19 protein-coding genes are annotated in these 21,232 nt (G+C 70.5%); 12 read left to right on the plus strand and 7 right to left on the minus strand.

All coding sequences use genetic code 11. The annotated features are described in order from the left end of the window. Positions 1 to 4: 4 nt before the first annotated feature. Positions 5 to 1,390: an NtaA/DmoA family FMN-dependent monooxygenase gene (locus tag RBS12_RS17860; RefSeq protein WP_307967504.1), complete on the plus strand. Its 1,386-nt coding sequence runs from the start codon at positions 5 to 7 to the stop codon at positions 1,388 to 1,390. A gap of 89 nt (positions 1,391 to 1,479) precedes the next feature. Here the strand turns inward: RBS12_RS17860 and RBS12_RS17865 are convergent, their stop codons facing one another. After that, entirely contained in the window at positions 1,480 to 2,523 is a 1,044-nt protein-coding gene (locus RBS12_RS17865; protein WP_307967505.1) for an ABC transporter substrate-binding protein, read from the minus strand. A gap of 302 nt (positions 2,524 to 2,825) precedes the next feature. Here RBS12_RS17865 and RBS12_RS17870 point away from each other — a divergent pair, with 302 nt between their 5' ends. From RBS12_RS17870 to RBS12_RS17890, 5 genes are all read left to right on the plus strand, one after another. Next, positions 2,826 to 3,017, plus strand: coding sequence for a hypothetical protein (locus RBS12_RS17870; protein ID WP_307967506.1), 192 nt, complete (start codon positions 2,826 to 2,828; stop codon positions 3,015 to 3,017). 164 nt (positions 3,018 to 3,181) lie between these two features. Then, positions 3,182 to 4,525 (plus strand): hypothetical protein, encoded by a 1,344-nt coding sequence (locus RBS12_RS17875; protein WP_307967507.1) that lies wholly within the window; start codon positions 3,182 to 3,184, stop codon positions 4,523 to 4,525. A 60-nt stretch (positions 4,526 to 4,585) separates the two neighbouring features. Then, positions 4,586 to 4,777, plus strand: a complete 192-nt coding sequence (locus tag RBS12_RS17880; protein WP_307967508.1) for a hypothetical protein — start codon at positions 4,586 to 4,588, stop codon at positions 4,775 to 4,777. Between the two features lie 69 nt (positions 4,778 to 4,846). Then, a complete protein-coding gene (locus RBS12_RS17885; RefSeq protein WP_307967509.1) occupies positions 4,847 to 5,038 on the plus strand; it encodes a hypothetical protein in 192 nt (63 codons plus the stop codon). Between the two features lie 124 nt (positions 5,039 to 5,162). Further along, positions 5,163 to 5,354: a hypothetical protein gene (locus RBS12_RS17890; protein WP_307967510.1), complete on the plus strand. Its 192-nt coding sequence runs from the start codon at positions 5,163 to 5,165 to the stop codon at positions 5,352 to 5,354. 416 nt (positions 5,355 to 5,770) lie between these two features. Here RBS12_RS17890 and purH read toward each other — a convergent pair whose 3' ends face one another. After that, the gene (gene purH, locus RBS12_RS17895) at positions 5,771 to 7,444 is read right to left on the minus strand and encodes a bifunctional phosphoribosylaminoimidazolecarboxamide formyltransferase/IMP cyclohydrolase (protein ID WP_307967531.1); all 1,674 of its coding nucleotides are present in this window, start codon (positions 7,442 to 7,444) and stop codon (positions 5,771 to 5,773) included. Positions 7,445 to 7,902: 458 nt separating this feature from the next. Between purH and RBS12_RS17900 the strand changes: the two genes are divergently transcribed. Continuing rightward, positions 7,903 to 8,367, plus strand: a complete 465-nt coding sequence (locus RBS12_RS17900) for a DoxX family protein (protein WP_307967511.1) — start codon at positions 7,903 to 7,905, stop codon at positions 8,365 to 8,367. Between the two features lie 90 nt (positions 8,368 to 8,457). Here RBS12_RS17900 and purN read toward each other — a convergent pair whose 3' ends face one another. The 3 genes from purN to RBS12_RS17915 form a co-directional block, all read right to left on the minus strand. Further along, positions 8,458 to 9,045, minus strand: coding sequence for a phosphoribosylglycinamide formyltransferase (gene purN, locus RBS12_RS17905; protein WP_307967512.1), 588 nt, complete (start codon positions 9,043 to 9,045; stop codon positions 8,458 to 8,460). Between the two features lie 41 nt (positions 9,046 to 9,086). Next, positions 9,087 to 10,406, minus strand: coding sequence for a DUF6350 family protein (locus tag RBS12_RS17910; RefSeq protein ID WP_307967532.1), 1,320 nt, complete (start codon positions 10,404 to 10,406; stop codon positions 9,087 to 9,089). 191 nt (positions 10,407 to 10,597) lie between these two features. Beyond that, positions 10,598 to 11,761 (minus strand): 12-oxophytodienoate reductase, encoded by a 1,164-nt coding sequence (locus RBS12_RS17915; protein ID WP_307967513.1) that lies wholly within the window; start codon positions 11,759 to 11,761, stop codon positions 10,598 to 10,600. Between the two features lie 219 nt (positions 11,762 to 11,980). On the opposite strand from RBS12_RS17915, the gene RBS12_RS17920 reads away from it, so the two are divergent. The 4 genes from RBS12_RS17920 (at position 11,981) to RBS12_RS17935 (ending at position 16,736) form a co-directional block, all read left to right on the plus strand. Continuing rightward, complete coding sequence (locus tag RBS12_RS17920) at positions 11,981 to 12,439, plus strand: DUF4383 domain-containing protein (RefSeq protein ID WP_307967514.1); 459 nt, start codon at positions 11,981 to 11,983, stop codon at positions 12,437 to 12,439. Positions 12,440 to 12,618: 179 nt separating this feature from the next. Beyond that, a complete protein-coding gene (locus RBS12_RS17925) occupies positions 12,619 to 13,857 on the plus strand; it encodes an MFS transporter (RefSeq protein WP_307967515.1) in 1,239 nt (412 codons plus the stop codon). 341 nt (positions 13,858 to 14,198) lie between these two features. Further along, a complete protein-coding gene (locus RBS12_RS17930) occupies positions 14,199 to 15,347 on the plus strand; it encodes a glycosyltransferase family 1 protein (RefSeq protein ID WP_307967516.1) in 1,149 nt (382 codons plus the stop codon). Between the two features lie 27 nt (positions 15,348 to 15,374). Further along, positions 15,375 to 16,736 (plus strand): UDP-glucose/GDP-mannose dehydrogenase family protein, encoded by a 1,362-nt coding sequence (locus RBS12_RS17935; RefSeq protein ID WP_307967517.1) that lies wholly within the window; start codon positions 15,375 to 15,377, stop codon positions 16,734 to 16,736. A gap of 21 nt (positions 16,737 to 16,757) precedes the next feature. Here the strand turns inward: RBS12_RS17935 and RBS12_RS17940 are convergent, their stop codons facing one another. Together RBS12_RS17940 and RBS12_RS17945 are read right to left on the minus strand one after the other, a co-directional pair. Next, complete coding sequence (locus RBS12_RS17940; RefSeq protein ID WP_307967518.1) at positions 16,758 to 17,078, minus strand: transcriptional regulator; 321 nt, start codon at positions 17,076 to 17,078, stop codon at positions 16,758 to 16,760. Continuing rightward, positions 17,078 to 17,524: a hypothetical protein gene (locus RBS12_RS17945; protein WP_307967519.1), complete on the minus strand. Its 447-nt coding sequence runs from the start codon at positions 17,522 to 17,524 to the stop codon at positions 17,078 to 17,080. The genes RBS12_RS17940 and RBS12_RS17945 overlap by 1 nt, the downstream gene beginning before the upstream one ends. An 84-nt stretch (positions 17,525 to 17,608) precedes the next feature. On the opposite strand from RBS12_RS17945, the gene RBS12_RS17950 reads away from it, so the two are divergent. Then, the gene (locus tag RBS12_RS17950; RefSeq protein ID WP_307967520.1) at positions 17,609 to 21,064 is read left to right on the plus strand and encodes a DEAD/DEAH box helicase; all 3,456 of its coding nucleotides are present in this window, start codon (positions 17,609 to 17,611) and stop codon (positions 21,062 to 21,064) included. The last annotated feature ends 168 nt before the right edge of the window (positions 21,065 to 21,232 follow it).

A 21,232-nucleotide genomic window follows, 5' to 3' on the forward strand; every position in this document is an offset into this window, starting at 1 on the left:
CCTCATGAGCATCCATCCCGATTTCACACCGAGCCGTCAACTCCAGTTCGGCGTCTTCTTCCAGGGCGTCAACTCGGGCACCGTGTGGAAGCTGCCGCAGTCCGGCTCGCAGACGGACTTCCTGTCGTTCCGGCGCGTCGCGCAGACCGCCGAGCGCGGCCTCTTCGCGGCGTTCTTCCTCGGCGAGGGGCTTCGCCTCCGCGAGCACCTGGCGCGCGTCCACGAGCTCGACGTCGCCGGCCGCCCCGACTCCCAGACCCTGCTCGCCGCACTCGCCTCGGTGACGCATCGCATCGGCCTCGTCGCAACCCAGAACACGACGTACAACGACCCCGCCGACCTCGCCCACCGCCTCGCCTCGCTCGACCTTCTGTCCGGCGGGCGCGCGGCGTGGAACGTCGTGACGACGGACAACGCATGGACCGGCGCGAACTTCCGCCGCGGCGGCTACCTCGACCACGCAGACCGCTACCGCCACGCCGAGGCCTTCGTCGAGGTCGCGCTCGAGATCTGGGATGGCTGGAGGCCCGGCGCACTCGCCTCGGATTCGCGCGGGAGTACGACGGCGCGGCGCTGGCTTGCGCCCGACTCCGTCCGGTCCGTGCACCATGAGGGCCAGCACTACACCGTGGACTACGAGCCGCGCCTGCCGCGCAGCCCTCAGGGACGGCCCGTGCTGTTCCAGGCCGGGGATTCGCCCGAGGGTCGAGACTTTGCCGCGCGACGTGCCGACGTCATCTTCTCGGCGCATCCCGGGCTGGAGGACGCCATCGAATTCCGGCGCGACCTCGTGTCTCGGACCATCCGGGCCGGACGGCGCCCGGAGTCGCTCAAGATCATGCCCGCGAGCGAGTTCGTACTCGCCGAGACGCCCGCGGCCGCGCGCGAGAAGCTCGCGTGGCTGCGTGAGCTCCAGATCGGTCCGCAGCAGGCGATCGCCTACCTCGAGCAGTTCTGGGGGCGCCCCCTCGGAGGCTACGACCCGGCGGGGCCGCTCCCCGACGTCGAGCCCGCCGTCGAGACGACCTCGGAGACCCGCGGGAGCGGCTTCCACGGCGCCAAGGCGCGCGAACTCGCTGCCTCGTGGAGGGCTGAAGCCGCTGAGAAGGGGTGGAGCATCCTCGAGTTCGTGCGCCAACGGAATGCGCGCGCGTCGCGGAGCTTCGTGGGCTCGTATTCCGAGGTGGCGGACCGACTCGCCGAGTACGCCCGGATCGGCGCCGTAGACGGCTTCAACGTCTCGCCGTGGATCGTGCCGAGCGGCCTCGACGACATCGTGGACCGCCTCGTGCCCGAACTCCAGTCGCGGGGCGTGTACCCGACCGAGTATGCCGGGACGACGCTGCGGGAACATCTCGGCCTCGAAGTCCCGGCGTCGAGCTGGGCGTGACGAAACCGGCCACGCGTCGGGAACGATCTGGCCACGCGTCCGCAAACGGGACGCGTGGCCAGATCGTTCCCGGACGCGTGGCCAGGGTCTCAGCTCTTGGGCAGGCCCTGAGGGTTGAGGTCCGAGTGCGTGATCGCCTCCGACGTCAGCCCCCAACGATCGAGGACCTTCCCGTACGCGCCGGAGTCGATGAGCTTGTTGAGCGCGGCCTGCGCTGCCGCGGCGAGGCCGTTGCCCTTCTTTGTGGTGAATGCGATCTGCGCCGTGAGCGGCCATCCCCCGCTGAGCGTGCCGACTTGCTTGGTCTTGCCGTTCACCGCCGCCTTGTACGCGGCAGTGGCGTTGGGCCCGAAGGTCAGGTCTGCGCGCCCGGACTGGATCGCGAGCGACGACGCCGAATCGTCGTCGTAGTACTGGAACTGCACAGGAGCCAGGCCTGCCGCCTTGTTCTGCTGGTCCCACTTCACAAGGATTGCCTCCTGGTTGGTCCCCGAGCCGACGATGATCCGCTTGCCCGCGACGTCCTTGGGCTCCCTGACTGAGCTGATCGAAGAATCGCTCTTCGCGTAGAAGCCCAGAAGGTCATTGCGATAGGTCGCGAAATCGAACTTCTCCTTGCGCGCCTCCGTCACGGTCACGTTGGACAGGACGGCGTCGTATTTGCCCGACTCAACGCCGAGTGGCCAGTCGGCCCACGCGACCGGGGCGACCTCGACGGTCAGACCGAGGGTCTGGCCGATCGCATAGGCGATGTCCACCTCGTTGCCGATGGGCGTCTTGTTGTCCGTCGCATAGAGCGAAAGCGGCGCAGCCCACGGCGCTGTTGCGACCACGAGCTTGCCCCGGGCCCTCACGTCAGCGGGCACGAGGGCCGCTGACGCCTCGTCCTTGGGCGCCTGGAAACGGTCCTGCTGCGGCGAGAGGTTGAAGGCCTTTCCGGCCACAGTGGCCTGAGTCGTGGCGCTTGCGGCCTGCGCGCCGGGATCGCTGCACGCGCTCAGCCCGAGGAGGGCGACGGCGGCCAGCGCGACAGCCGGCAGTCCGGCGGCATACCCGGCTCGCGCCCGACGGCGGGCAGCGGGAGGGCGATGAGTCCCACGTTCGGTGGGGCTGGCAGTGAGGGATCGTGTCATCTCGGGTCTCCGGGGCTCAGGCGGCCCTTGTGGGCCACACGTGCCACCACTGAACACGCACCGAGGAGGGCCTCTCAAAGCGGCCGACGCACGCCGAAACGGGCGGAAAACCGCGGCAATGCAACGCAACGCACCGTCATCGAGCGTCTCGGGCCGTCACCCCCGCCAACATCCGCCCACGTCAGGCCGATAACGCGACGATAACGCGCGAATAACAATCCATTCGATGTACTAACTACAGCGATTGGCAGTCAATCGCCAACCACACCAAGAAAACCCCATCGATCAAGGAGTTGAGTCCCATGACGAAGCTGACCATTACCGAACTGACCGCCGAGACCGTCGAGCTGCTTCCGGGCCGCGAGACCCTCGTGTTTGACGGCAACTGGGCGGGCATCCTCGCCTCGAACAGCTCGGTCGCCCTCAACGCGATGACGATCGCCTCTGTCGCGAACAGCGGCGCCGGCCAGTTCATCACGGTCACGCAGGGCTGACCCAGCCGGGTGATTCCGGGGCGGCCACCTCCCAGCACGGCCGCCCCGGAGACCCGCCGGGGATCGCCCGCACGGCGAGCGACGTCGTCGTCCGTCGCACGAGGCACCCACGGCCTCGCTTCCCCACCCACCTGGACACCCCACCCACCTGAGGAGCCCCGACCATGACGCAAGGACTCGCGATACCGACGCAGCGCTGGCAGCGCGTGGCCGGGATCGAGCTCTTGGGCCTCGTGTCCGGTTCCGGCCTCAACCGCTCGACGTACCTCGTGCGACGGGCGGATGGGCAGGTCGTCCAGCTGAGCGAGCTCCTCCACCGCATCGTCGAGGAGGCCGCCCGGCCGCTCGCATCGGGCGAGCTCGCCCGGCGCGTGAGCGCACGCTTCGGCAAGGAGCTCGACGTCGAAGGCCTCACCCTTCTCGCGGAGGGCAAGCTCGAACCGCTCGGGCTGCTTGAGCGTCCTGAGAGCGCCGCCGCGCCGCCCGCACCCACGGCCACTCCCCTGCTTGCCCTGCGGGCGAAGGCCACGATCGTGCCGAAACGCGGCGTCGAACGCCTCTCCCGCCTCCTCCGTCCGCTCTACGCTCCCCCGATCGTCGTCGTGGCGTGCCTCGCGCTCGTTGCCCTCGACGTCCGGATCTTCGTCGCCTCGAATGCGGGCGCCGCCCTCGGCGACGTCCTCATGACGCCCGCGATGCTCCTCGGACTCTTCGTCCTCATGAGCGTCGGCGCGCTCGTCCACGAAGTCGGCCACGCTACCGCGTGCCGCTACGGGGGCGCGACGCCAGGCGTCATCGGCGTCGGCCTGTACGTCGTCTTCCCGGCGTTCTTCACGGACGTCACGGACTCGTACAGGCTCAGCCGGGCCGGACGCATCCGCACCGATCTCGGCGGGCTCTACTTCCACCTGTGGTGGGTACTCGCGATGGGCCTCGTGTACCTCGCGACGGACAGCCCGCTCCTGCTCCTGCTCGTCATCATGACCCAGCTGCAGATGGCGCAGCAGCTCCCGCCCGCGATCCGGCTCGACGGCTACTTCGTCCTCGCCGACCTCGCGGGAGTCCCAGACCTCTTCGCCCGCGTCGGGCCCGTGCTGCGGAGCCTCGTGCCCGGCCGCCCCGCGGATCCGAGGGTGAGCGAGCTCAGGCCCGTCTCACGGCTCATCGTGACGTGCTGGGTCCTCGTCGTCGTCCCATTCCTGGCCGGCGTCACCGTATGGCTCGCCATTAGCCTCCCCTACATCCTCACGACGGCGTTCGAGGCGGTCCTCGCCCACGCGCGGCATCTCGCCCTCGCCCTCGCGACCGGACAGCCGATCGACGCCGTCCTCTCCCTCCTCGCGATCGGGATGCTCGCGCTTCCCGCGATCGGATCCGTGCTCATGCTCTCGCAGGCCCTCGGAACCATCGTGCGGGCCATCATCCGCCGGCTCACGCCGCGCCTCCCGAATCCCCTCCCGCGGCACATTGCGCCGCGCCCCAAGCTCCGGATCGGCCGACACGGCTGAACCGGACCAGCTCTCACCCGTTGAGAGTCACCGACCAGACCCTGAAAGGGGGTGAACATCATGCAGAAGCTCACTATGGCCGACCTCGCCGCCGAGGACGTGGAGCTGCTCCCCGGACGCGAGACCCTCGTGTGGGACCTCAACGCCGCTCTCGTCGCCGCGACGAACGCCTCTTACGCCGTGAACGCGGCAACCGTGCTCTCGTCCGCGAACAGCGTGGCGCTCCAGGGAATCACGGTCAACCAGCACTGATCGTGACGGCTGTCCCGGCTCGGGTCCCCCAGCTCCGGGCCGGGCACCAAACCAACCCAGGAGGACATCATGACGGCACTCACTGCCGCGGACGTCGCCGTCGAGCATGCCGAGCTGCTTCCGCAGCGGGACACGATGCTCTTCGACATCAACGTCGCGCCCGTCGTCGCAGTCAACCTCGCGATCGCGGTCAACGCCGCGACGATCGGGTCGACTGCGAACGCTACCGCGCTCCAAATGGTCGGCGTGCTCCAGCACTGACCGCCACCGACGGACCGGGGCCCGGCGCCCTGCGGAGGGGAAACTCCCGCTCGGCGCCCGGACCGGCCCACCTCAACCAGCCACACCCCACGGCGCCGAGGCGCCACCACCCAAGGAGATCAACATGACCAAGCTCACCATCGCCGAACTGTCCGCCGAGACCGTCGACCTGCTCCCGGGCCGCGAGACGCTCCTCTTCGACCTCAACTCGGCTCTCATCGCCGCGCACAACGCCTCGTTCGCAGTCAACGCAGGGACCGTGCTCTCGGCCGCGAACAGCCTCGCGGTCCAGGGCGTGACGGTCACGCAGGCCTAAGCGTTTTCGCACCCACCCAAACCGCCCTACCCCGGCGGCGTTCCTCCCCCTTGCGGCGCCGGACAGCAGGAGGGAGGCCCGGTTTCCCCGGGCCTCCCTCCTCACGCGTGCCGGGCCCGTTCTGTGCCGGGCCCGTTCTGTGCCGGGCCCGTTCTGTGCCGGGCCCGTTCTGTGCCGGGCCCGTTCTGTGCGGGGCCCGTTCTGTGCCAGGCTCCCCAGCTTCCCGGCCAACCTCCCCAGCTTCGCCGAGGACGACCACGCAACACGCCGCCGCTTCAGGCGACACGCCGCGCGCCGAGACCAAGAGTTGGGGCACTCGGCCCAAGACCTGGGGAGGTCGGCGCAGAGGTTGGAGGCCGCGGCGCGAGCCCTAGCGCGAGCTCCAGTGCCATCGCGGCGTCAGTGCCATCGCGGCGTCAGTGGAAGAAGTGCCGCGCACCCGTGAGGTACATCGTGATGCCGGCGGCCTGGGCCGCGGCGATGACCTCATCGTCATGAATCGAACCGCCCGGCTGGACGACGGCGCGGACGCCCGCCTCGAGGAGGATCTCGAGGCCGTCGGCGAAGGGGAAGAACGCATCGGAGGCCGCAACGGCCCCACGGCTCCGCTCGGGCGCGCCACTCGCGCCGGCGGCAGCCGCGGCGCCGGACGCCCCGCCAGGGGCGTCAACGGCAGACTCCACGGCGACGCCCAGCGTATTGGCGCGCTCAACCGCGATGCGGCACGAATCCACGCGATTCACCTGGCCCATGCCGATTCCGACCGACGCGCCGTCCCTCGCGATGAGGATCGCGTTCGACTTCGCCGCGCGAGAAGCGCGCCACGCGAACGAGAGGTCGGCGAGAGTCGCCTCGTCCGCGGCCTCGCCCGTTGCGAGCGTCCAGTTCGACGGGTTGTCGCCCGAGGCGTCCAGCCGATCCGAGACCTGCACGAGCATGCCGCCCGAGATCTGTCGGAACTCGGTCGGGTACCGGTCGTAGCCCTCGGGCAGCACGAGGAGGCGGATGTTCTTCTTCTTGGAGAGGATCTCGACGGCCTCGGGCTCGAAGTCAGGCGCGACGACGACCTCGGTGAAGATCCCGGCGAGCGTCTCGGCCATGCCCTTCGAGACGGTCCGGTTCGCCGCGACGACGCCGCCGTAAGCCGAGACGGGATCGCACGCGTGGGCCTTGCGGTGGGCGTCCGCGATGGGATCCTCGGCACCCGGCGTCGCGACGGCGATGCCGCACGGATTGGCGTGCTTGATGATCGCGACGGCGGGCTCGGCGAAGTCGAACGCCGCGCGGAGGGCCGCGTCGGCGTCGACGAAGTTGTTGTAGCTCATCGCCTTGCCGTGGAGCTGATCGGCCTGCGCAATGCCCGCGGGCGCGGCCTTGTCGACGTACATCGCAGCCTGCTGGTGCGGGTTCTCGCCATAGCGGAGCACCTCAGAGCGCTCGAGCGCGAGGCCCGCGTACGCCGGCCACTCAACTACGCCGTCGCCATCCCCGTCCTTGAACTGGCTCGCGGTCCACGTCGCGACGGCGGTGTCGTAGGCCGCCGTGTGTGCGAACGCCTTCGCAGCGAGGCGCTGGCGCGTCTTGAGGGTGAATCCCCCCGCCGCGGCGGCCGTGACGACCTCGCCGTAGAACGCGGGATCGACGACGACGGCGACGGCGGCGTGGTTCTTCGCCGCCGAGCGCACCATGGCGGGACCTCCGATGTCGATCTGCTCGACGACGTCGTCCATCGCCGCGCCCGACCGCACCGTCTCAACGAACGGGTAGAGGTTCACGACGACGAGGTCGAACGGCTCGATCTCGAACTGCTCGAGCGTCTTCATGTGCTCGGGCACGCGCCGGTCTGCCAGGATGCCGCCGTGCACGCGCGGGTGCAGGGTCTTGACACGGCCGTCGAGCATCTCGGGCGAGCCCGTGACCTCCTCGACCTCCTGCACCGGCACGCCGGCGGCGGCGATGCGCTTCGCCGTCGAACCCGTCGAGACGATCCGCACCCCGGCCGCGTGGAGGCCCTTGGCAAGGTCCTCGAGGCCCGTCTTGTCGTAGACCGAGATGAGGGCACGTCGGATGGGGACACGGTCAAGCTGGATCACGGGGCACTCGTCTCTCTCGCGCGCGGCAGGGCAGGCAGGTGGGTTCCACAGCATTCTAGCGAGGCCCACTCGACGCCAGTCCCATGGGCGCACGTCCCAGCCATGTCGGCAATCGCCGCACTGGGGCCCCGAGCCCGCAGTGGGCGCCCCTCCCCGCTTTGGGCCCCGAGCCCGCAGTGGGCGCCCCTCCCCGCTTTGGGCCCCGAGCCCGCAGTGGGCGCCCCTCCCCGCTTTGGGCCCCGAGCCCGCAGTGGGCGCCCCTCCCCGCTTTGGGGGCCCGGGCCCGCCACCCCAGTGCGGGGAGGCAGCCCCAGTGCGGGGAAGCCACCCCAGTGGCTCGAGGTTGACCGTTCCCATTGAGCTTCGGGCTGACAATCTCGCCCCGGCTCCCTAGGCTGAAGGCGCGCCTTGCGACGCGACGGGCGCCTTGACGCGAGCGGATTGAAGGAGAACTCATGGGATTCACGCCGAGCCACGCCATCCTGCGCCTTGTCACGGGGGCGTACATGATCAATTCGGGCGTCTCCAAGCTCTCGCTCGACGAGGAGAAGGCCGAGGCCCTCCAGAACATGGCGGCCAACGCCATCCCGCAGGTCAAGCAGATCCCGGCCGCGACCTTCGGCAAGGCCGTCGCGGCGAGCGAGATCGCGCTCGGGTCAGCCCTCGTGCTGCCGTTCGTCCCGACGAAGCTCGCGGCCCTCGGTCTCACGGCGTTCGCCTCAGGCCTCGTGGTGACCTACGCCAGGACCCCCGGCCTTACCCACGCCGACGGCATCCGCCCCACTCCCGCCGGCGTCGCCATGGCGAAGGATTCGTGGCTTGCAGCGATCGGCCTCGCCCTGCTTCTCGACCGCAAGCGGCGCAAGGCGCCCAAGCCCGCGGTCGAGGCGGCGAAGGCCAAGAAGGCCGGCAAGGCGTAACTCGAGCATCTACGGCCACAATTCGCGGGCCGAATGGCATATTCGGGGCCCGAAAGGCCCGTGAGTTGTGGCGTAACGAACCGTGCCGCGTCAGACCGCGGCGGGCGGGGCGAGTTCGCCCGCGGCGAGTCGGCGCAGGACGTCGACGAGGAGCCTCCGCTCAACGACCTTGATCCGCTCGTGGAGGCTCTCCTCGTCGTCGTCCGGCTCGACGGCGACCGGCTCCTGGGCGATGATCGGCCCCGTGTCGACGCCGGCGTCGGCCCAGTGGACCGTGCAGCCCGTGACTTTGACTCCGTAGGCGAGGGCGTCACGCACGCCGTGCGCGCCCGGGAACGCGGGCAGGAGCGCCGGGTGCGTGTTGACGTAGCGCCCGCCGAAGCGCTCGATGAAGTCCGCGCTCACGATCCGCATGAAGCCCGAGGAGACGACGACGTCCGGCGCGTAGGTCGCGACCCGTTCCGTGAGCGCGGCGTCCCATTCGTCGCGGGTCGGGAACGAGTTGAAGTTCACGACGAAGGTCTCGAACCCGGCCTCATCCGAGCGCGCGATCCCGTAGGTCCCCTCACGGTCGGCTCCCACGGCCGCGATCTCGAGATCGAGTTCACCGGCCTTCACGGCGTCGATGACAGCCTGGAGGTTGGAGCCGGTGCCGGAAACGAGGACCACGATGCGCATGGATCAACGATATTCGGTGTGCAGGCCGCCTGGCGCCGCACCTAAGCCTTGGCCGCGACGTCGTCCGCGCGGGAGAGCTGGCCGCGTTCGAGCCACGGCGCGAGCGCATACCCGATGACCGCGCCGATGGCGGTCTCCGCGCCGACCCACACGAGCGTCCAGAGCGGATTCGGACCGAGCTGCGTGAACCGGCCGATTCCGGCCGAACCGCCCGCGAGCCACGCCGCGCCCGCGCACAGTGCACCGCCTACGAGGCCCACGAGCGCGCCGACGACGAGCGCCGACACCGAGGCCGTGAACCAGCGCGCCGGGACCTTGATCGCGAGCCACTCGTCGAAGTGGTCCTCACCGGCGCGCTGGAACCACCACCCGCCGAAGACCCCTGCGACGACGGGCAGGACGAGCGCTGCCGACGCGACCGGCACCGACGAGGTTGGTATCGCCGCGAGCACGGGGATCGGCGGAAGGGGGCCCACCGCCGTCGCGAGCGCGCTCGCGCTCGAGCCGACGCCGAGCGAGACGCCCGCGCCCGACGACCAGCCCAGCGTCCACACCGCGAGGTTGGGCGCGTAGCCGAGCTGGGCGAAGGTGAGCGCCGCGCCGCCGACTCCGCCGGACCCGAGCGCCTCGTACACCGTTGCGATATCTGCCCATCGAGCCGCGAGATCGACCGCGAGGAGCGCGGCCGAGAGCCCGAGCGCCGCGACCGCTGAGACGAAGCCGGCCCGGATCACCGCCCACACGTAGCTCCCGGCCCAGCGAGAATACTGGCCCGTGCGGGAGATCCAGTCGACAGCCTCGACGCCGATGAGCCGTGCCCAGGAGCCGGCCTCGCGGCGCGCCCCGACGACGAGGCCGAGGACCACGGGGATGAGCGGGATCCCGGCGCTGACGCCCACGCCCGCGCTCACGTCGGGCGTGCTGCACACGAATGCGGTGGCGAACCCCGCGAGCGAGTAGAGGGCCGCCGCGCCGACGAGACCCTGCCACAGGGTGTCCGCATAGGACGCGCGGGCGAGGCGGCGCCCGGCGCGCCACGAGAGGAAGAACGGGATGAGCGCGAAGCCGAGGGGCACGAACTCGAGGATGCTCGACGCGGGCGCGGCCCCGCCGTCGGACGCCATGCCCGCCCCGCTCAGCCGGAGCGGGACGCCGTGGATGACGAGCCAGGCCTGCCCGCCGAGCCGCGCGGCCTGATCGACCGCAAGCGATCCAAAGCCGCCGGTGAGCCAGACCGCCGCGATGGGGACGAGGACGCCGAAGGCGGAAATGGCCACCGCTTGGAAGGACTCGACGGCGCCCTGGAGCCAGAGCGGCATCGGGAGGCCTCGGAGCCCGGACTGGTCGGCGCGCAATTTCATCGCGATCCACTTTGCCATGCGCGGCTCGACGGCCCGTTCAGGCGCACCGTCCAGGCGCGAAGCGCTCTGCGCCGGCGAGCGCCGCGCTCCCCGTCCGCTTCTTCGGCCGCAACACGCCCCGGGGCCGCGACGCGCCGCCCTCCCGACCGATGGGGAACTTACAACCGGACGGGAGCGCAGCGCCGCGGGGTTCAGCTCAGGGTTTCGCGATCCTCGGCGCGGAACGGACGGATCTCTTCGTGGCGGCCCTCGCGGATCTTCTCGATCCACGCCGGATCGCTCAGGAGGACGCGACCGAGGGCCACGAGATCGAATTCGCCTCGTCCGAGCTGCTCGAGCACGGGCTCGAGTCCGGACACGCCGGCGCGGCCGCCAGCCTGGAAAGCGACCTGGAACGCCTCGTTGAGCCCCACCGAGCCGACCGCGATCGAGGGAAGGCCCGTGACCTTCTTCGCCCAGCCCGCGAGACCGAGCCGCCCGTCCGGGCCCTCAACCTCAGGGAATGCGGGCTCCCAGTGGCGGCGGGTCGACGCGTGGAACACCGAGACGCCGGCGTCGGCGAGGCGCCCGAGGATCGCCTCGAGCTCGGCGGGGGTGTTGGCGATGCGGGCGGTGTAGTCGCCGGACTTCCACTGCGAGAAGCGGAAGATGACGGGGACATCCGGCCCGACGGCTTCGCGCACCGCAGCGGCGACCTCCGCCGGGAAGCGCGTCCGAGCCTCGAGCGAGCCGCCGTACTCGTCGTCACGCTTGTTGGTGCCCTCCCAGAGGAACTGGTCGAGGAGGTAGCCGTGGGCGCCATGAAGTTCGACGGCGTCGAACCCGGCTTCCCGTGCGGCGGCGGCAGCTCGCGCGAAGTCGTCGCGGATGCGGGCGAGCTCGTCGGCGGTCGCAGCGCGCCCGCGGCTCTTGCCCGAGGACGAGAGGCCGGAGGGGCTCAAGGTGGGCAGCCCGGCGTTGAAGGCCGGGTGATCGCCCCGCTCCGCGCCGAGGTGCCAGAGCTGCGGCGCGATGAGCCCGCCCTCGGCGTGCACCGCGTCGACGAGCCGCGCCCAGGCGGCGAGCTGGGCCTCTCCGAACAGGCGCGGGACGCGCGTGCTCGGGCCCGAGTCCTCGGAGACGTAGACGCCCTCGGTGATGAGCAGGCCGACTCCGGCCGCTGCGCGGCGCGCGTAGTACGAGGCGACCTCGTCCGTCACGGTCCCGTCCGGCGAGAACTCCCGCGTCATGGGGGCCATCGCGAAGCGGTTCCGGACCCGGAGCGGTCCGAGCTCGACAGGCCCGAAGAGGTCGGCGAGGCGGGCGGAGGACTTCGCGGCCTGGCCCGCGCGGCTTACGGTGTGCTCAACGGTCATGATTGGGCCAACTCCGTGCACGGGGTAAGCATTTCCACGGCGCTCCCGCTCGCGCAGTGACTTTGGTCACGTATGGCGTCCACTACCGGACGTAGAATTAATGTGTTGATGCAGCGACCTCCGCCCGCTCCTGGGGTGGGACCAAGGGGTGGCGCGCCGTGACACCAGCGCCCCGAGGCGTTCGCCTCACGGGCAGCTCAGCAGGTAGTAGGAGGAGAGATGACTACCGCCGCGCCTCACGCACACCACGGTGTCCACTTCGGGCGCAAAGACATCCAGCTGCTGGCCATGGGAGCTGGCGTGGTCTGGGCCCTCGTCGGGATCTTCGGGTTCATTCCGGGTCTCACGCAGGACTACAGCAGCCTGAAGTTCCTCGGCCCCGACTCGCACGCGATGCTGTTCAGCGTCTTCCAGACCTCGATGCTGCTGAACATCGTTCAGCTCGTCATCGGCGTCGTCGGCATCGTCATGGGCCGCTCGGCTGCGGGTGCGCGCCGTTACCTCATGTGGTTCGGTGGCCTCTTGGCGGTGCTCGCGATCTACGGATTCGTCACCGGAACGTCCGCCGCGAACGTCTTCGCGTCCACCATGGTGGACAACTGGATGCTGATCGTCCTCGGCCTGCTCATGGCAGGATCCGGCTGGTACGTGGCACACAACGTCGAGGATCAGACCTAGTCCCCCGACACCCAGGATGCCTTCCGAAAACGACGGCGCGGACCTACTCGGCGGGGGCGGACGACGGCGGGCGGGGGCGGACGACGGCGGGCGGGGGCGGACGACGGCGGGCAGACAGCGGCGGGCGGGGGCGGACGACGGCGGGCGGCCGGCGTCGCCGTGATCCGTAGACTCGGACCGTGAGCCTCCCCCGCACCCAACCCGCTCCGGCGAGTGCCGCCGTCGTCCCTTTGTACGCCGCGGGCTTTACGACGGCGTTTGGCGCCCATAGCATCGCGGCTGGCCTGGGCGCGACGAACTTCGCGGAACACCGCGACGTCGGCGCCGATCTCCTCGTGCTCGGCGTCCTGCTCGCGCTGTACGACGTCGCCGAGGTGTTCCTCAAGCCAGTGTTCGGCTCGCTGTCCGACCGGATCGGGCCGAAGCCGGTCATCATCGGCGGGCTCATGGGGTTCACGCTCGCCTCGCTCGCGGGCCTGTGGTCGGGGCAGGTGGTCATGCTCGCCGTCGCGCGCCTCGGGCAGGGCGCGGCGGCCTCGGCGTTCTCCCCTGCGTCGTCGGCGAGCGTGGCAAGGCTTGCCGGCAAGAGCACCGGGCGATACTTCGGCCGCTATGGTTCGTGGAAGGGGCTCGGCTATGCGTTCGGGCCGTTGCTCGGCGCCGGCGCGATCCTCGTGGGAGGCTTCCCGCTCCTGTTCGGCGTCCTCGCGGCCCTTGCCCTCGCTGTGGCGGTGTGGGTTTCGGCCGCGGTGCCGCGCCTCGACCCGCTCCCGCGCACCCGGTACACGGTCGCCGACCTCGCGCGCCAGCTCACGGACCGATCGTTCCTCGGGCCGACGCTCGTCCTTGCGGGTGCCACGGGAGCGCTCGGGGCGGCGGTCGGCTTCCTCCCGGCCCTTGCGATTCGCGCGGGCATGGGGACGGTCGCAAGTGTGGGCGCGGTGACGGTCCTCGCGGTCGCCTCCTCGCTCGTCCAGCCGCGGATCGGCCGGCTTCGTGACGCGGGGCGGATCCAGGACCGCGCCGGCATGGCGGGTGGCCTCGGCGTCATCGCGACCGGGGCCCTCGTCGCCTCGTTCACACCGCTCGCCCCGGGCGCGTGGGCCGCCGTCACGGTCTACCTCGCGGCGCTGCTCGTGGGGGCGGGCATCGGCGTCGCGACGCCTGTCGCGTTCGCGCACCTCGCGGATGCGACACCGCACGAGCGCATGGGCCGCACGATGGGCACCGCTGAGCTCGGCCGCGAACTCGGCGACGCGGGCGGGCCGCTTCTCGTTGGCGCCGTCGCGAGCGGAGCGGGGATCGGATGGGGCCTCGGGGCGCTCGCCGTCGCAGTCGGCGCCATCGCGGCCTCCGCCCCGACTGGCAGCGCCCCGACGGCGGCTGCCGGGTCCGAGGACCCCGAACGCAGGCCTTAGCCGCCGACCTCCCCGTCTCAGCACCTTCACGAACCGGACCAACCAACTCCCCCACCGAATTCCCCAACGCCCCCGCCAGATTCCCCAAGCACTGAGCCGATGTCCTCGGCCGCGAGGGCTGAACCACCGGCATTTCACGGAAGCAGTACGACTCCGCGGCGCAGCGCGGCTCAGAAGCTGAGGATGTCGGCGCAGAAAGTGGGGAGACCGGGCCCGAGGCTGGGGAAGTCGGCGCAGATCGGCCAAATCGGCCCCGCCCGACGCCGCGCGTTAACCAATCCTTCCCCTCCGCGTCACGGCGTTTCCGCCATCTCGTTAGGCACTCCCGTGACCGTGGAAGCGTGAGGATAGCGATAGTTGCCGAATCGTTCCTTCCGCAGATGAATGGCGTGACCCACTCGGTTCTGCGGGTCCTTGACCATCTCCAGGAACGCGGCGACGACGTCCTCGTGATCGCCCCCGCGGGCGAAGCCGCCTCCGAGCCCGAGTACGTTTCGGGCGCCCTCGTGCGACGCCTCCCCGCCATGCCGATGATGGGCTACTCGAAGGTGCGCGTCGCGTTCGGGGCCGTCCCGAAGGTCAAGCGCATCCTGCGGAAGTTCGCGCCCGACGTCGTCCACCTCGCCTCGCCGTTCGAACTCGGCTGGCGCGCCGTCCGCGCTGCTCACAGCCTCGGGATTCCGACCGTGGCCATCTACCAGACCGAGGTCCCAAGCTACGCGGCCCGATACGGCTTCCCCTTCCTCGAGAACTGGGCGTGGCAGCGGGTCGAGAAGATCCACCTCCTCTCGGACCGCACGCTCGCCCCGTCCACGTTCGCGATCAACCAGCTGCGCGGGCGCGGCATCTTCGACGTCGAGATGTGGCGCCGCGGCGTCGACGCCCAGCGCTTCAGCCCCGCGAAGCGCGACGCCGCGTGGCGGGCTTCCGTCGCGGGCCTTACGGCGAGCGGGCGGCCGCGGAAGATCATCGGCTACGTGGGCCGCCTCGCAGCCGAGAAGCAGGTCGAAGACCTGCGGGTCCTGGCCGACCTCCCGGACACGAAGCTCGTGATCGTGGGCGACGGCCCGCTCCGCCCGACCCTCGAGGCCCAGCTTCCCACGGCGCATTTCACCGGCTTCCAGGGCGGCGAGGACCTCGCCCGCATCATGGCCAGCTTCGACCTGTTCGTCCATCCGGGCGAGTTCGAGACGTTCTGCCAGACGATCCAGGAGGCCATGGCCTCGGGCGTGCCCGTCGTCGCGACGGGCCGAGGCGGGCCCCTCGACCTCGTCGAGAACTCGAAGACGGGCTGGCTCTACACGCCGGGCCAGCTCAACGAGATGCGCTCCTATGTGCAGGACCTCATCGGCGACGACGCGAAGCGAGCCGCGTTCGCCGAGGCGGCTCTGCGGACGGTCCAGGGGCGCACATGGTCCTCGATCTGCGATCAGCTCGTGGGCCACTACGAAGACGTCATCGCGGCCCGAGCGCTGGTTGCCCAGCGCTGACCGCGGCACAGCACTGAAAGGAACCCTATGAAGATCTCGGTCATCGGATGCGGCTACCTCGGGGCGGTCCACGCAGCGACCCTCGCGTCGATGGGCCACGATGTGGTGGGCGTCGACACCGATGCCGAGAAGGTCGGGCATCTCGCACGGGGCTTCGCGCCGTTCTTCGAGCCGGGACTCGAGGATCTCCTGAGGGACGGGCGCACCAACAACCGGCTCACCTTCTCAACGGACATGGACCTCGTCGCGGACTGCGACGTCCACTTCCTGTGCGTCGGCACGCCGCAGTCGAAGACGAGCGAGCTCGCTGACCTCGCGTACGTCGAGGCGGCCACGCGCGCGCTCGCCGAGCACGCGAAGGCGGGCTCCGTCGTCGTCGGCAAGTCCACGGTGCCGGTGGGGACGGTCCAGCGGGTGCGGGGCTGGCTCGCGGGAACGAGCGTCGAGCTGGCATGGAACCCGGAGTTCCTGCGGCAGGGCACGGCGGTCAAGGACTCGCTCGTGCCGGATCGGCTCGTGTACGGGGTGGACGACGCCGACCTCGCCCCGGGAGCGCAAGCCGCGAGCGCCGTCGTGCGTGCGCTCGATGAGGTCTATGCGCCCCTCCTGCACGCGGGAGTCCCGCGCATTGTGTGCAATTTCGCGACGGCCGAGCTCATCAAGTCGGCGGCCAACGCGTACCTCGCGACGAAGCTCTCCTACATCAACGCGATGGCCGAGCTGTGCGACGCGGCGGGCGCGGACGTCACCCAGCTCTCGGCCGCGATGGGCCTCGATCCGCGCATCGGCCAGCGCTACCTCGCGGCCGGCCTCGGCTTCGGCGGAGGGTGCCTCCCGAAGGACATCCGCTCGTTCCGGGCGCAGGCGCGCGAGCTGGGAGTCGACTCGGTCGACGCGTGGATGGGGCTCGTCGACGAGATCAATATTAACCAGCGCACGCGCGTCGCCGAGGTGGCGGCCGAGCTGTGCGGCGGCTCAGTGTCGGGGCGGCGCGTGGCCGTTCTCGGGGCCGCGTTCAAGCCGGACACGGACGACATCCGCGATTCGCCCGCGATCGACGTCTCGCTGCGGCTCGCGGAGGCGGGCGCGCACGTGATCGTGACGGATCCCAAGGCGATCAACAACGCGTGGATGCGCTACCCGCAGCTCCAGTTCGAGACCTCGGTCGCGGCGGCGTGCGACGGCGCCGAGATCGTGCTGCTCGTGACCGAATGGGCGGAGTTCCGGGCGGTCGATCCGGTCGAGCTCGTCGAACGCGTCGCCCGGCCCGTCATGGTCGACGCGCGGAACGTGCTCGATGCCGACGCGTGGCGCGCAGCGGGCTGGACGTTCCGCGGGCTCGGGACGGGCGAGGGGGCTCGTCGGCTCTCGGACGTCCAGGCCGGCTGAGCCAGGCCGGCTGAGCGACGTTCACCGCTTCGGGCCCGGCTCGTCGAGGCCCTCGGCCTGGCGTGCGAGCTCCTGAAGCGCCGCGAGGTGGCCTTTCAGGGCCTCCCGCCCGGCTTTCGTGAGGGAAACCCACGTCTTAGGACGCCCGCCCATCCCGACGGGCCGGCGAATCGAGACGTAGCCCTCCTCGGCGAGGACCTTGAGGTGCTTCGACAGGACCGAATCGGCGACGCCGAGCTCGTCCCGCAGGAGGCTGAACTCGAGTTCCTTGACGGCGGCGAGCATCGCACACGCCCGGAGTCGGATGGGAGCGTGAATGGTCGCGTTGAACTCTGCCCGCATCACGCGCCCGCTGCCAGGCGACGCGCCACGGCCCGCGTGCGGGTCACCATGGCGCCACCCGCGGCGACCCCGCTCACGGCGGCGACGAGCCATCCCGACCACGCGGGGAGTTCCTCGAAGCGCACGAGCAGGGCACAGAAGGCTCCCGCGAGCAGAACTGCCGTGACGATCGCCACGGCCCAGAAGTCGGCCGTTCCGAAGCGCGTCACCGCTCGGATCCTCTTGGCCGCGCCGGCGGCGAGTGCCGAGCCGCCGACGGCGCACAGCGAACCCGCTAGGGCGACAAGGGGCGCGGCGAACCACGCGATCGCGACCATGAGCAGGAAGATCTGCCCGCCCAAGGCCACGTAGTACCACCGGGGCGGCTCGAGCCGCGCGGCGAGGAGCTGCCGCGCGTCGTCGGCGTCCGCGAGGGCTTCGCGCGGCGAGTACGAGTTACTTTCCATAATGGAAAGCTACCTGAGCCGGTCACTTTCCGCAACGGAAAGCGACCGCGTTCTTCTGTCGGTCCCGCGTGGGAGGATGGCGTTGTGTCCCCCTCCCCCGCGTTCGAGTCGGCGTCGTCAGCCGCCAAGCTGCCTCACACCGAGGCGCCGGGCGCTGAGCTGCCTCGCCCTGAGCTGCCTCGCCCAGAGCTGCCGCTCGTTGACGTGCCGAGCCTCCTCAAGGCGGTGGGCCCCACGACGATGGCCCGCGCGACGGCGTACGCGCGCGGCGGGCACGTGCTCGAGTTCGACTGGGACGCCGCCGCGGGCGAGCTGACGTCGCGGGTGCAGGGCGGCGAGGAAGAACCATACGAGTGCATCATCAGGATCCGCCACACGGGGGGCCGCGACGCGTACGCGGGCGGATGGTGCTCGTGCCCCGTCGGGACCGACTGCAAGCACATGCTCGCGACCGTCCTCGCCGCGAACGAACAGACGCTGCGCTCGCGCATGGGCCTCGCAGCGGCGAAAGGCGACCGCGCCCCGTCGTCCGCGAAAGCCCCGGCGTGGCGCACGGCGCTCGACGAGATCCTCGCCCCGTCGGCCGCCGGCCGCGCGGGGGCGCGGCGACCGCGCGCCGCTTCCCTCGGGATCCAGTTCGAGCTGCGCGACCTCGACGCCCACAAGGTCAAGAAGTACGGACGCGCGTTCGCGCGGCAGCACCGCGAGGGGACGAAGCTCGGGATCCGTCCCGTGAGCTGGAATGCGCAGACGAAGCGCTGGCTGCGCGGCAACCTGTCGTGGCAGACGTTCAGCCGTCCCGACGCCGCGGGCGAGTACGACCCGGCCCACTTCCGGCTCCTCCAACAGCTCTACCCGCTCCACCACGCGTCCGGCAGCTACTACTGGCGGCCGAACGATCCGTGGATCTACCTCGACGACTTTGCGAGCCAGCTCCTGTGGGCCGTCCTCGCCGACGCGCAGGCCGCAGGGATCGAGCTCATCGCAGGGCGGGGCGGCGCCGAGGTCGTATGCGCGCGCTCGGCCGAGATCGGCCTCGACGTGAGCGCGGCCGACGACGGCGCCATCACCCTCGCGCCGACCCTCTCCTTCGAGGGCGAAGGGCTTCCGGCCCCAGCGGCGGCCATCGGCGCGATCTCCGATCACGGCGCGTTCGCCGTCATGCTCAGGGGGAAGGACGAGTTCATCGTGATCGGCCCGACGGCCCGGCTTCTCACGGATCGCGAGCGAGCCCTCCTGGGCCAGCCCGCGCCGATCGAGGTGCCCGCGCCTGATCGGGCCGCGTTCCTGACCGAGCTCTACCCCGATCTCGCGCGCACGCTCGCCGTCGCGAGCGGGGACGGGAGCATCGAGCTTCCGCCGGTCGAGCCGCCCGTGCTCGTCCTGACCGGGACCTTCGAGCCGAGGGATCGCCTTCGCATCGCGTGGCACTGGGAGTACAGGACGGGCGACGACGTGCGGCAGGCTCCGCTGTACTCTTCCGCGGGCGAGCGCCAGATCCGCGACGAAGCCGCCGAAGCTGCCGTGATCGAACGCGTGGCCGCGGCGCTCGAGGACAGCGTGCTCGGCCGTCGCGCTCTCGGCGACGCAACGCTCGCCGACCTGGACACGGCCGACTTCGCCGAGCGGACGATCCCGGAGCTCCGCGCGGTCGAGGGCGTCGACGTCGTCCTGCGCGGCGAACAGCCGGACTACCGTCGGCTCGACGGCGCCCCCGAACTCGTGCTGAGCGCAATCGAGAGCGAGAAGCGCGACTGGTTCGATCTCGGGCTCATGATCTCGATCGAGGGGCGCCAGATCGCCTTCCAAGACGTGTTCGTCGCGCTCGCCAAGGGGCGGACGAAGGTCATGCTGCCGGACAAGTCGTGGTTCCGGATCGATACACCGGAGATCCTCAAGCTCAAGGAGCTCATCGAAACGTCCCACGAGCTGCGCGAATGGCGCGTCGAGGGCGGCACGCCCAAGCCGCCGCAGCTGAGCCTCTATCAGGCGGGGCTGTGGGACGAGATCGCCGAGATCGCGGGCGAGACGATCGAGCCGCCGCGCTGGCGCGAGACCGTCCGCGGGCTCCTCGACCCCGGGGCGCTCGAGGCCGTCCCCGTTCCAAGCGGCCTCGCGGCCGAGTTGCGGCCCTACCAGTCCGAGGGCTTCCAGTGGCTCGCGTTCCTGTGGCGGCATGGGCTCGGCGGCGTCCTGGCGGACGACATGGGACTCGGCAAGACGCTCCAGACAATCGCGCTGTTCCTCCACGCCCGGGAGGCCGCGGGCGAGGCGACCGGCCCCGCCGAAGGCGAGACCCGCCGTCGTCCGTTCCTCGTCGTGGCGCCGACGTCGGTCGTGCCCAACTGGGCCGCCGAGGTCGCCCGCTTCGCCCCCTCGCTGCGGACGGTCGCCGTCACGGACACGGAGGCGGCCGCCGGGACACCCCTCTCTGAGGCGACCGTTGGAGCGGACGTCGTCGTCACGAGCTACGCGCTCTTCCGGCTCGACATCGACGCGTACGCGGCGCTCGAGTGGGATGGGATCGTCATGGACGAGGCCCAGTTCCTCAAGAACCGTGCGACCAAGGCCCATCAATACGCGCGCGACTTCGACGCGCCGTTCAAGCTCGCGTTGACCGGCACGCCGCTCGAGAACAACCTCATGGAGCTGTGGTCGCTCTTCGCGATCGTCGCGCCGGGGTTGTTTCCAGGCGCGAGCCATTTCGGGCAGGAGTTCGCCCGGCCCATCGAGAAGGGCGGGGACGCAGCGCGCCTCGGGCGCCTGCGCCGTCGCGTTCGGCCCCTCATGCTGCGCCGCACGAAGGAAGCCGTTGCGCGGGACCTGCCCGAGAAAGTCGAGCAGCGCCTCGACGTCGACCTCTCCCCCCAGCACCGGCGCCTCTACGAGCAGTACCTCCAACGCGAGCGCGAGAAGGTGCTCGGGCTTGTCGAGGACCTCGATCGGAATCGATTCATCGTCTTCCGCTCCCTCACGCTCTTGCGGCTCATGGCCCTCGACCCCTCCCTCGTCGACTCGAAGCTCGACGGCGTGTCCCCCGCGAAGCTCGACGTCCTCCTCGAGCAGCTCGACGACGTCATCGCCGAGGGCCACCGCGCGCTCATCTTCAGCCAGTTCACGTCGTTCCTCAAACGCGCCGGCGAGCGGCTCGCGGCGGAAGGCGTCGAGTTCGCCTACCTCGACGGGACGACGAAGCGCCGGGGCGACGTCGTGCGCGCCTTCAAGGAAGGCACGGCGCCGGTCTTCCTCATCTCGCTCAAAGCCGGCGGCTTCGGACTCAACCTCACCGAGGCCGACTATTGCTTCCTCCTCGATCCCTGGTGGAATCCCGCTGCCGAGGCGCAGGCGGTGGACCGCACCCACCGCATCGGGCAGACGCGCACGGTCATGACGTACCGCCTCGTCGCGCGCGGAACCATCGAGGAGAAGGTCATGGAGCTCAAGGAGAAGAAGGCCGCGCTCTTCACCTCGGTCATGGACGACGACGCGCTGTTCGCGTCCGCGCTCACCGCCGACGACGTGCGGAGCCTGCTCGAGTGACGCGCGCGCCTTCGGTCACGATTTTGCAACGACAGACTCGCACCCTAGGGTAGGTCAAGGTTCGATAACGAACTTCCCCTCCAGCGGGTACAACGCCGAGGCCCTTGTGCGCCGTCGGCTACATATGCCGGGTACTGCCGTCCACCGCTCGCCGCCGTCTGTGCAGCT

The organism is Sinomonas sp. ASV322, assembly GCF_030908245.1.
Taxonomy (GTDB): Bacteria; Actinomycetota; Actinomycetes; order Actinomycetales; family Micrococcaceae; genus Sinomonas.